This is a genomic window from Streptomyces sp. CA-243310, from assembly GCF_050936775.1.
GTDB lineage: Bacteria > Actinomycetota > Actinomycetes > Streptomycetales > Streptomycetaceae > Streptomyces.
Map to the genome: position 1 here is coordinate 2612942 of NZ_JBNJMF010000002.1, position 11750 is coordinate 2624691.

Sequence of the window (11750 nt, forward strand, 5' to 3'; positions counted from 1 at the left end):
GCAGCACATCACCCGATACAGGGCAGAACTTCACGCACCGCCGCACTATCGGACATTAGTCACCGAATATGACTGAATGGGCGAACGGATGCTCGCCGCGTGGCAGGTCAGCGGATTGGTTGCACGGTTTTGACCGTGCTCGCCGGCGGTCCGGACCAGGAGCGATGACGCCGTGCTTGTGGGCGGCCAGGGCGGGGGCGGGCCGCGGGTGTGGTCGTCGCTCCGGGGCGTCAGCGCGGGCGGTAGACGGTGAGGGCCTCCGGCAGCTCGTCGAGCACGAAGGCGGTGGGGGCCTTGGCGTACTCGCCGTCGTAGGCGAGGGGGGTGCCGGGCGGCACGTCCGAGATTCGCAGGCTCCGCAGGCGGGTGGCGGTGTGGACCGGGGAGCGGCTGAGGGGCCCGGTGAAGGCCGCGGCCAACAGTCGCGGGCCGGGACGACCGCCGCCGAAGACGAGCCGTACGTCGAGGAGGCCCTCGCCCAGGTTGTCGCGGCGCCGGGGCGTGGGGCCGCTGCCGTGGTACGTCCCGTTGCCGGCGAACAGCAGCCAGACGCTGCGCGGGCGCCCGGCGAGGCTCAGCCGTACGGGCCGCTCGGCCCGCAGCACCCGCCACGCCGCCAGCAGCGCGGCCGGGCCGCTGCCGATCCGGGGCGCCCACCGCAGCCGGTGCCGCAGCAGCTCGGGGTAGGCGCCGATGCTGAAGTTGTTCAGGAAGTACCCCGACTCCTCGCGCCCGGGCTCGACATCGGACTCGGGGACGGCCTCCGCCCCTGTGGCGGGGTCGGGGTGTCGCCGCGGGCCGGGGGTGAAACGTCCGACGCCGACACGGACCGCGTGCCCGTCGGCCACTGCCCGACAGGTGTCCTCGGCTCCGGCGAGCCCGAGGTCGAGGGCGAAGTGGTTCAGGGTGCCGCCGGGGAACACCGCGAGCGGCACCCCGGCGCGCAGAGCGGCGGTGGCCGCCGCGTTGATGGTGCCGTCGCCGCCACAGACGCCGAGCACCTGGGCCCGGGAGGCCGCCGCGGCCAGTTCCGACTCCAGCTCGGTGCTCTCGCACTGGACCAGCTCCGCCTTCGGGAGCCGGCGCTTGAGGACGTCGAGCCCGGCGAAGGCGGCGGTGCCCGACCCGGAGTTGATCACGACCGTCAGGCCGTCCCCGTCCGGCAGCGCGGGCGCCCCGGCGTCCGGCCGTTCGTCACCCGGTACGACCCGGGCCTCCTGCGCGTCACGCGCGAGCCGTCGTACGAGGAACCCGGCGGCCACCCCGAGCGCCGCGCCCGCCACCACGTCGGACGGGTAGTGCACCCCGGTGTAGACGCGGGAGAACGCGACCGACGCGGCGACCGGGGCCAGCGCGAGCCCCCACCCCGGCGCCTCCAGCGCCAGCCCGGCGGTGAAGGCGAACGCCGAGGCCGAGTGCCCGGAGGGGAAGGAGGTGGTCTGCGGCTGGGTGCGCAGCTGCCGGGCGGCGGGCACCCCTTCCAGCACGGGGCGACTCCGTCGTACGGACCACTTGCCGACGGTGTTGATCGTCGCCGAGGCCAGCGCGAGGGAGGTGACTCCCCGCAGGGCGGCCTTGCGGGTCCGGGCCGATCCGAAGGCGGCGAGCGCGGCGGCGGTCCCGCCCCACAGGACGCCGTGGTTCGCGGCCCGACCCAACCTCGGCAGCACCCGGTCGGCCCCGGGCCAGTGCCTGCGGGCCACCGCGTCGAACAACTGCCGGTCCCATCGCGCGACCGACCCCTGCCAGGTCAATTCCTGTTCAGCCATTTTCAGCGCCTACCCCGCGCCACGGATCCGGAACCAACCCCACCCGCCACCCGGGCCACGTCGCGGGGCGCCCCTCTCCGTCGAGCGGGGCAGGCGAGACCCGGCCCCTGCCAGACCCTGTCGTCGAAGTCTCGCCTGGCCCGCGGCGCCCGATACCGCGGGCCCTACCGGCGCCACTTCGACGACAGGACCTAGCCCTCGTCCTGCTCGCCCTCCAGCGGCCGCTTGCGCAGCAGCAGGACGACCATGCCGCCCAGCACCACCAGGCCCACCGCGAGGGAGGCGATCACCGGGGTGGCCGCCGAGCTGCCACTGGTCGCGAGGCGTTCGCCGGACGGGGAGTCCTCGCTCTCGGTCGTGGGCTCGGAGCCGACCGACGGTAGGGCCGTACCGGACACGGCGCCCATCGGCACCGGTTCGGGCGCCGGCCAGAGGGCCGTCGCGGTGGCGGTGGTCACGGATTCGCTGGAACCCGCCACGATCTGCGCCTGGTTCGGGACGCCGTTGGCGAAGAGCCGTCCGACGGGGACCTTCGTGGACCCCTGCACGACGACCGAGGCGAGCCCGTCGGCCGTGCCGGGCGGCACCTCGAAGTACAGCCGGGTGCCGTCGGCGGCGGCGGTCAACGGCCGCCCCTGCTCGTCGACCACCCGCACGCCCATGGCCAGGGCCGCCGGGTCGGGGGTGACCGTCACGCTCTGAGCCCCGGTGCGCACCGTGACCGGGCCGAGCCGGCTGCCGACGGCCCCCGTCACCGGACCCGACACCTCGCCGGGGTCCAGTGCCAGCGAGGGCGGCGGTTCCGCCATCCGGCCCGCCTCCCGCTGGAGGTAGTCGGCGAGTTGTTCCGCCGCCGGGTCGGTGGCTTCCACCTGTGCCCCGTCCGCCAGCCGCCAGATCGCCACCTGTGTCCCGGCGGCGGCGCTCGCCGCTGTGAGGGGGGCGGCGCCGGCCGTCTTGGAGAGCTCCGCCAGGTCGTTGAGCTGCGGGTAGGAGTGTTCCAGCACCCAGCGGATCCGGCCCGCGCCGTCCTTGCCTTCGAGGGGGCTGCCGTTCCAGCCGCTCTCGGTGTACCGGGCCTCGGGCTGCGCGTAGCCGGCGACGCCGACCCCGTAGGTCTGGAGCATGCCGCCGCCGTCCACGCGCATCTCGTGCAGTCCGGCCGGGACCTGCCGTACGGCTCCGTCGCCGGTGCGCAGGACGGCCTGCCCGTAGGTCTTCAGGCCGTCCAGCACGGCGCTCGCACCCTCCGGGGGCCGGCCCGGTGTGGGCTCGGAGTCCGCCGCGACCGCGGCGCCGGGCGTGGTGGCCAGGGCCGCGGCCAGCAGCGCCACCGCCGCCAACGACCGGCGCGTGGAGCCCCGTCCGGGAACGGCGGCGGGGCCGGTGACGGTTGCGGCGATGGCGGGATCGGGAACGGAGGATGCGGGAACAGCGATCGACACAGTCTTCCCCTTCGGGCCGAGGACCCGGATGCCGAGGACCCGGATGCCCGTGAGTACCGGGGAATCCTAACCGCCTCGAACACTCAGACCACCGCCGCCTTCTGAGGCGCCATCAGCGGGGCGTCCGTTTTGACCACGCGCCGGAAGGCCGCCGTCCCCCGATTGAGGTCGTGTCCGATGGTGACGGCCTCGATGTCCGCGGAGAACCACCGCGCCCCGTCCCCGTCGGGTGGATCGTCTCGGACCCGCAGCCTTCCGTGCACCACGAGGGGTTCGCCGACGGACACGGAACTCGCCAGGTTCAACGCGAGGGTTCGTCGTGCCCAGACGGTGAAGAAGCTGGTCGAACCGTCGGACCAGGTGTCCGTCCGCCGGTCGAAGTACCGCGGTGTCACGGCGAATCGGAACCTGGCCGACGGGCCGGTCGGCGTCTCCTTGAAGTCGATCCGCGTCGCCACGTGTCCCACCAGCGTCACCAGGGTGTCGTTCATCCCGGTCGCCTCCCCCGCATGTCACACCCGTGCGGACCGTCCGCCCGAGGTACGTCCATGCTGGCCCGACGACCCGGATCCCGTTCCGGCCTGTGGACTACTGGCGGGTTGTGGAAAACCTCGCCACCGTCGCGTACTGCTCGCGCACCTCCCGGTAGCGCAGCAGCTCGGCCGCGACGGGCTCCAGCACCCGGGCCCGCCCACACCCTGCCGCCGCCTGCCGCAACCGGCGTTCCGCGTCCTGGCCGTACCTGCGGGCCGGGCCCCGGGCGGCGATCGAGCAGGCCCATTCGACCAGCGGCCCGCCGACGATGCCGGCCACCATCAGCAGCACCGGTGGCATCAGGTGCGGTGGCAGGACCCCGGCGATCTGCCCGACCAGCCACAGGCCGCCGTAGATCTGGAGCAGGGACATCGCGGCCTGGGCCAGCACCGCGGCGGGCCACCAGCCGGGGCGCGGCGGTTTGACGTGGGGCACGGTGACCGCCGTGCCCACGGTCACCGCGATCTCGTCGAGAGCCTCGGGCAGCCGGTCGGCGCCGCGCACCGCGGTCTCGCGGACCGCCTGGGCCCAGGGGTCGGGCAGCCCGATGACCGCCTCGTCCGCGACCGTCCGTACGGCCTGCTCCACCCGCTGGCGGGCGGTGACCTCCTCCTCGACGGGGAACTCCGTCGCCGTCGGGGCCCGCCCGATCGCGGCGAGGGCGGCCAGACCCGCCAGGGAGCGCGGGGCGCGCCGGCTCTCGTACCAGCGCCACAGCCGCAGCCACGGCGTCCCGCAGGCCTTGCCGGCGTTGCGCCGCCAGGCCCGTTCGGCGGCGAGACCGGCCGCGTACGCGCCGACGGCCTCGGCGAGACGGTCCTCGAACTCGGCGCGCGCCACCTCCCCGATCTCGGGTCCCGGGTGCCCGTCGGCGACGTACAGGGGCCTGAGGTGCAGCGCGGCCCGGTCGACGTCGGCGGAGATCCGCCGGGTGGCGGCGCCCTTCTCCTGGGTGAACTGTCCGAGGAGTTCGCGCAGTTCCCCGACCCCCTCACCCGTCAGGGCGGAGAGCCCGAGGACGGTCGCCCCGGGTTCGCCGTGTTCGCCGAGGGCGATCCCGTCGTCGTCCAGCAGCCGTCGCAGGTCGTCCAGGACGAGGTCGGCCGACTCGCCGGGCAGCCGGTCCACCTGGTTGAGCACGACGAACGTCACCTCGGCGTGCCCGGCCAGGGGGCGCAGGTACTTCTCGTGGAGGACGGCGTCCGCGTACTTCTCCGGGTCCACCACCCACACCACCGCGTCGACCAGCGCCAGCACCCGGTCCACGTGGTCCCGGTGGGCGCCGACGGCCGAGTCCAGGTCCGGGAGGTCCACGAGGACCATCCCCCGCAGCGCCTCGGCCTCCGAGGTCTCACGCGGCCGGCGCCGCAGCCGGCCCGGGATCTCCAGCCGGTCCAGCAGGCCCGCCGCGCCGTCCGACCAACTGCACGCGATGGGCGCCGCCGTGGTCGGCCGGCGCAGACCCGTCTCGGAGATCTGTACCCCGGCGAGTGAATTGAAGAGGGTGGACTTGCCGCTTCCGGTGGCGCCGGCAATCGCGACGACCGTGTGCTGGGCCGAGAGCCCGCGCCGCGCCGCGGCCTCGTCGAGGATCCTGCCGGCTTCGACGAGGGTCTTGCCGTCGAGGATCCGGGTCCTGGACAGCCCGATGAGCTGGCGCAGTGCTTCGAGGCGGGTGCGCAGGGCCTGCGCCTCGGGGCTGAGCGGGGGCGCGGCCACCTTGCCGCCGTCGCTGCCGGCGCCGGAGACGGCCCGTACGAGCGCGTCGTCGCCCTCCTCGTTGTCGGCCCCGGGCCAGTCGTCGTCGGCGACCCGGGGGCGCGAGCGCGCGATGAGTCCGTCGTCCCAGCGGTCGTCGGTGCGGTCGGTCAAGGCGGTCACCGTGTCACCTCTCCTTCTGCAGTACGGACAACGCGGCGATCAGCTCGGCCTGTGGTTCCGGGGTCACTTCGAGGGCTTCCAGGGGGGCGAGGCGGCGGTCGCGTTCGGCACGCAACACCTGGTCCAGGTGTTCGCCGACCAGTTCGCCGCCGCGGTCCCGCAGCCGTACGGCGGCCTGTACGCCGATCCGCTCGGCGAGCTTCTCGCCCGCCGGGCGGGCCCGCTTGCCGCCGAGGAGGGCAGCGACCAGCAGGGCCGCGACGCCGTCGGGGTCGGGCGCGGGCTGCTTGTCGAGCCGTGCGACCTCCTCCTCGGCGAGTTCCTCCAGGACGCGCCGCCAGCGCCGTACGGCCATGCCGATACGTTCCGCCGCCTCACGGTCGGGCGCTGGCAGCGGGACCGCGGCTGCCGCCGGTTCGCGCCGCCAGGCCTCCGCGATCCGCTCGTCCGCGGCGGCCACGGCGCACTGGAGCAGCGCGGCGAGCGACTCGGCGAGGGAGTCGAGCAGTTCGTCCGCGCTGGTGTCGAGGGGGTAGCCGCGCCATCTGGTCAGCGCGTCGCCGGCCAGGACCGCGCCCTTGTCGAGCCGAGTGCGCACCCGCTTGCCCTCGCGGCGGTACGCGTCCGTGACGGCCGATGTCAGCCGTACGGCGGCGGCGTGCTGGGCGGCCACCGCGGACGCGAGTTCCGGCATCCGGCGTGCGAGGGAGTCCAGCGCGCCCAGCGCGGTCCGCCCGACGGCGTACTGCCGGGCGGCGGGGTCCTGGGCGTGGTGGCTGAGCCACGCGAAGAGCGGCGCGACGGCGCTGGCCGGCAGCAACCCGCCCCCGCCGGTGGACTCGGGCAGCTCGGGCACCGTGAACCGGGGCACGTCGCCGAGCCCGGCCCGGGTGAGCAGGGCCCCGTACTGCCGGGAGACGTCGGCGAGCACCTGGTGCGGCACCCGGTCGAGCACCGTGACCAGGGTGGCCTTGTACTGCTTGGCGGTGCGCAGCAGGTGCCAGGGGACGGCGTCGGCGTACCGCGAGGCGGTGGTGACCATCACCCAGACGTCCGCGGCGCAGATGAGGTCGGAGGCGAGGGTGCGGTTCTCGACGACGAGGGAGTCGATGTCGGGGGCGTCGAGGATGGCGAGCCCGCGCGGCAGGGTCGAGACGGTCTCGATCCGCAGTTCGCGGGTGGCGTGGGTGTTCCCGCGGCGGGGCTTCCTGGTCGCGGGAGGGGACTCGTCCTCCTCGTGGGGCACCCAGACCCGCATCAGGTCGGGCAGGACGCGCATCCCGGCGAACCAGTGATGATCATCCGGATGGCAGACAAGGACCGGGGTTCGTGTCGTGGGACGCAGCACCCCGGCTTCGCTGACCTGCCTGCCCACGAGGGAGTTGACGAGGGTGGACTTGCCGGCCCCGGTGGACCCGCCGACGACGGCGAGCAGCGGCGCCTCCGGCGCCTTCAGCCGGGGAACGAGGTAGTCGTCGAGCTGCGCGAGCAGCTCGGCTCTGGTCTGGCGGGCGCGCGGAGCGCCGGGCAGGGGCAGCGGCAGACGCACGGACGCGACCCGGTCGCGCAGGGCGGACAGGGCATCGAGCAGCTGAGGCCGAACATCCAAGGTCACCACATGCGAAGAATGCCCAATTAAGGACCATTTTTGAAGCTTATACGTCCTCTGCGCGCCGACCGCCACCCGGGAGAGACATCCCGGGACACGACGGACGAGCGGGACGCAGGCATAACGAGTGCACAACACCCGGGGCGACGCGGCGCAAAAGCGGTGCGAAAATCGCACCTGCCTGCGATTATCGGGACCGCTTCACCGAACCTCCACATCGTGGCACGCGGGTGAAGCAACCGGGACAAGGTGACTGGAGCCCTATCCTTGACCCGGCAAGGCCCACCGTCCCACCAACACCTTGGGCCTCCAGGCCACCACGGCCACCTTTCGGCCCCCGTAGCTCAGTGGATAGAGCAGGTGCCTTCTAAGCACTTGGCCGCAGGTTCGAGTCCTGCCGGGGGCACCACCTCTCCACCCCTCGAAGCCCTCCCCCACGGGAGGGCTTTCGTGCAGGTCAGGGGCACATCGGCCCGTATACCGTCGGGCGCTTCGGCCTGTCGCCCGGTGGTGAACGCTCCCTCGCGGAGAGCCGCTCGAACCCCGCACGGGCGGGGAAAGCCCGGGGAGGCCCTGGGTGGCGCGCCGGTCGCGGCGGCCATCGCGTTCGCGATCCTGTCGCGGTCATCGCCCGAGGCTCCGCCCCGTCACGATTCACCGAATCGGAGCAGCGCACATGCGGAACCGCACTGGCAACCCGGGCCATTGGAAGTTGCGGAATGGCCGATCTCTCTCCGGCCGGCGCGAGCTGCTGGTGTGCACGAGTCCTGGGGTGGACGTTGGCCGGCTCGGGTCAGTTGGCCTCCCCCAGGTAGCCCAGGGCTTGGCGGAAGTCATCGAGGGCGGGCCTGAACTCGCCGGCGGCGGCGTGGAAGGTCGATCGGTCGATCAGGATCCTCGCCGGTGTTCGTGGCCCCTCCACCGGGTCGTGCTGAGACAGTCGACGGGCCAGGCCCACTCCGTCGTCGAACAGGGAGCCCACCCGCTCCACGAACAGGTGGGTGCGGTGCTTCCAGTAGACGACGGAGCGGACAGTGAGGACCCGATGCAGGCGAACCAGTTCGGCCAGATGTCGGTCCGGATCCTTGGTGGCTCGCGGAGCAAGGGCGTCCACCTCGTCACGGAGGGCATGACGGCTGTCGAAGTAGCGCTGCTTGGTGTCGGGCGACCACCGCATGACCACGGCCCCCGAAGGCGGACGCGGTCCATCGGACGCGGGCCGATCGCTGTCGGCGCCGGACATGGTCAGCAGCACCGCCCGGAACGACGCCTGGTCGCCACTCCGGGAATTGCGCTCACCGGTGTCCGCCAACTCCGCCGGCAGGGCGAGCGCATCCTGCCGCACGTGGGCCGCCTGCTCGCCTCGGCCGTGGGCGTCGAGCATCCGTGCGTACCCGATGAGCGAGTGGAGATGGCAGGCCGTCGGGCCGCTGTCGTTCGCGGCTTCGGCCGCTTCCATGCCGACGAGTGTCTCGAACGCGGCGAGTGCTTCGCCGAACCGGCCGGCGTCATGGAGAGCGGCGATCCACTCGAGGAGTGACCAGGCGAGAGCCCCGCTTCGGGGCCCGTGGGACAGGATCGCGGTGACCAACTCGGTCATGGCATCGGCAGCCTCGGCGTACCGGCCTTCCTCGGAAAGGCCGGCAGCCCAGTTCTCCAGCCCTTGGACCGCGGAGTTTCCGGTCGCTTCGGCCTGCGCACGGCCAATGGCGAGCATCTCGGCGCGCATGGCAAGTCCTTCTGCGCGTCGGCCCGCCATGTACAGCTGTCTCTGGCACGAGTCGAGGGCCCGGTACAGAACATTGGCCCGGGCAGTCTCGGCCGGGTCGATGGACCGCGCAGCGGCCACCGCCTCCTCGCACAGCGGGAGCGAGGACGGATGCCACTTGCCGACGCTGGTGTCGTAGCTCAGGCGTTGCAGCGCCCTGGCCAAGAGAGGAAGGTACGCGGCGGGGCTGACCTGGGAAATGGCCGACCACCCTACTGGATGACCATGCCCTGTCTGATCTCGTCACGGTGCCGCGCCGCGCCACGCCGTTTGGCCTCGGCTTCGACGCAGACGACCACGGCGACCCGAGAGGGGACAAATCGGCATTCCGGTTGAAGGCGGAACGAATGTCGGATCATCCTGTCCGTCATGAGTCTCGTCTCGACCACCGCCCCCGACGTGTCCGATCCGCACGAATACGCCTTCGACTGGGCGTTGGTGGACGTGGAGACCTCCGGGTTGACGCCACGACGGCATCGGGTGCTCTCGGTGGCGGTGGTGACGCTCGGCCCCGACGGCCGACAGACGGGCGAGTTCTCGACCCTGCTCGACCCGGGCTGCGACCCCGGCCCCGTCCACGTCCACGGACTGACCGCCGAGCGGCTGCGCGGGCAGCCCACTTTCGGGCAGGTCGCGGGGCGGATCGCGGAACTGCTCCAAGGCCGCGTCCTGGTGGCCCACAACGCCCAGTTCGACTACGACTTCCTGGCGCACGAGTTCGCGCGCGCCGGGGTGCACCTTCCCGTGGCGCGGCGGCTGTGCACCCTGGCGCTGAACCGGCGCGTGGACCCGCCGACCCCGGACCTGCGGCTCGGCACGTTGGCCGCCCACTACGGCGTGAAGCAGACCCGGGCGCACGACGCGCTGGACGACACCCGGGTCCTCGCCGGAATCCTGCGCGCCACCCTGAAGGAGGCGGCCCGGCTGGACCTGTCGTTGCCGCTGGTCCCCTGCCCGCCCCGGCAGGACCCCCGGTTCGCGCCGAAGGCGCCCAAGGCGCCGTGTGCGTACCGCAATCCCGGGAGGCCGGCCGCGGGCGGTCCCCTGGTCCAGGGGATGAAGATCGCCGTCACGGGTGACACGGACATCGCGCGCGCCGACCTCGTGGCGCGGTCCGTCGCCGCCGGCCTGAACGTGATGGGCTCCGTCAGTCGACACACCAGCCTCCTGGTCACCAACGACACCACCTCGGGGTCCACCAAGGCCCGGCGGGCGATCACGGAGGGCGTCCCGGTCGTCGACGAGCGCGCCTTCCTGCGGCTGTTGGACGACGTACGGCCGGGAACCCCGCACGAGAAGCCGACGGCCGCGGAACCGGTGGCGGCGAGCGGGACGGGGACGGTCACGGCGGGGACGGCCGCGGAACCGGCGACGGGCACGGTGACGGCCGCGATCCCGAACCAGGCGACGCCGGCCGCGCGGCCCGCGCCCGCCGACGCGTCCACGCCGCCCACACCTCACGCCACGCCCCCACACCGGGCCGAGACCCCCGCCGGGCCGGCGCCGTTGGGCGGCCGGCGCGTCCTCGTCCTGGGCGGGACACATCCGGCCTCCTCGCGGGCCCGGGGCCGCATCGTCGAACTGGGCGGGTCCGCCGCCGTCAATCTCTCCGCGAGCGTCACGGACGTCGTGCTCCTCCCGGGCGCCGAGACCGACCGGCGCATGGCCCGGATCACCTCCCTGCTGATCCCGACCCACGACGCGGACTGGCTCACCGCGCCCGGAACGGCCCCCGACGCCCCCCGCGACGCCTCCCCCGCCTGCTCCCCCGCCGGCGACGAGCGGGTCCGGTCCCCGCTGGTCCTGCCGCGGGGCGGGGTGATCGACCTTCCCCGTACGGAGACGGAGTTCCGCTGGGACGTGGGCGCTTCCTGGGCCCAGCAGACGCGTTGCGAGATCGACGTGGTCGCCTTCGTCGTCGACGAGGACGAACAGGTCTCCTGCGACGAGGACTTCGTCTTCTACGGAGCCCCGGAGAACCCGAACGGAGCCGTACGGCTGCTCAGCGACGGGCCGACCGAGCAGACGATCGGCGTCGACCTCGCCGCGATGCCGCCGGCCGCCCGCCGGGTCGTCGTCTGCGCCGCGATCGACGGCGCGCCCGCCTTCGGCGAGGTCGGCGCCGTCCAGGTCACCGTGGCATCGGGCACGGGCGCGATGCCCCTGGCGCAGGTCACGGTGGACGCCGCCACGACCGAACGCACCATGGTCCTCGCGGAGATCTACCGCCGCGGCCCGCTCTGGCGCTTCCGCGCCGTCGGCCAGGGTTACGACCACGGCCTGGCGGCCCTCGCACGGACCTACGGCGTCGACGTCGCCGACTGAGCCCCGACCGGACCGACAGCGGACCGGACACCGAACCGGCCGGCGATCCGCGGCTCGAAACCGCCGGCCGGACACGTCCGGCATGGGCTACTTTCGTATCACCGGCCACACAGACACAGCAACACACAGGCACACAGACACCAGCACCGGAGGCCGGGAGCCGTGTACGCGCCATCCCCGCGACCGCCCCCGGTCACCTCTCGCGACCCGGCGATCGGGCGTACGACCTCCGCCCGTCCCGACCGCCCCGATCATCCCGACCGCCCCGAGAACGTCGTTCGACATGAGGTTCTTCGGCGGATCGATCACTGTCGGCAGCACCGATCGCCGGGGTGATCCTGGGCGAATCCTCGTGGCGACCAGACCCGAACACTCCGACACACACCGACACGCGCCGACAGGCACCTGATCGACTCTGA

Annotated in this window: 7 protein-coding genes and 1 tRNA gene; 2 read left to right on the plus strand and 6 right to left on the minus strand. The window is 73.3% G+C overall.

Translation table 11 applies throughout. From position 1 onward, the window contains the following. Positions 1–230: 230 nt before the first annotated feature. The 5 genes from ACQEVM_RS29400 to ACQEVM_RS29420 form a co-directional block, all read right to left on the minus strand. Positions 231–1769 carry a bifunctional phosphatase PAP2/diacylglycerol kinase family protein gene (locus ACQEVM_RS29400; protein WP_433083961.1) on the minus strand — a complete coding sequence of 513 codons (1539 nt, stop codon included), beginning with the start codon at positions 1767–1769 and terminating at the stop codon, positions 231–233. 191 nt (positions 1770–1960) lie between these two features. Continuing rightward, positions 1961–3214, minus strand: a complete 1254-nt coding sequence (locus tag ACQEVM_RS29405) for a TQXA domain-containing protein (RefSeq protein ID WP_433083963.1) — start codon at positions 3212–3214, stop codon at positions 1961–1963. Between the two features lie 83 nt (positions 3215–3297). Further along, on the minus strand, positions 3298–3705 hold the full coding sequence (locus tag ACQEVM_RS29410; protein ID WP_433083965.1) for a single-stranded DNA-binding protein: 408 nt from the start codon (positions 3703–3705) through the stop codon (positions 3298–3300). Positions 3706–3802: 97 nt separating this feature from the next. Continuing rightward, positions 3803–5629, minus strand: a complete 1827-nt coding sequence (locus ACQEVM_RS29415; RefSeq protein ID WP_433083967.1) for a GTPase — start codon at positions 5627–5629, stop codon at positions 3803–3805. 4 nt (positions 5630–5633) lie between these two features. Then, positions 5634–7238, minus strand: coding sequence for a dynamin family protein (locus ACQEVM_RS29420; RefSeq protein ID WP_433083969.1), 1605 nt, complete (start codon positions 7236–7238; stop codon positions 5634–5636). Positions 7239–7571: 333 nt separating this feature from the next. On the opposite strand from ACQEVM_RS29420, the gene ACQEVM_RS29425 reads away from it, so the two are divergent. Then, positions 7572–7647: transfer RNA gene (locus ACQEVM_RS29425), tRNA-Arg, on the plus strand. Between the two features lie 384 nt (positions 7648–8031). Here the strand turns inward: ACQEVM_RS29425 and ACQEVM_RS29430 are convergent. Then, positions 8032–9171: a hypothetical protein gene (locus tag ACQEVM_RS29430; RefSeq protein WP_433083971.1), complete on the minus strand. Its 1140-nt coding sequence runs from the start codon at positions 9169–9171 to the stop codon at positions 8032–8034. A gap of 204 nt (positions 9172–9375) precedes the next feature. Here ACQEVM_RS29430 and ACQEVM_RS29435 point away from each other — a divergent pair, with 204 nt between their 5' ends. After that, on the plus strand, positions 9376–11331 hold the full coding sequence (locus ACQEVM_RS29435) for a DEDDh family exonuclease (protein ID WP_433083973.1): 1956 nt from the start codon (positions 9376–9378) through the stop codon (positions 11329–11331). The last annotated feature ends 419 nt before the right edge of the window (positions 11332–11750 follow it).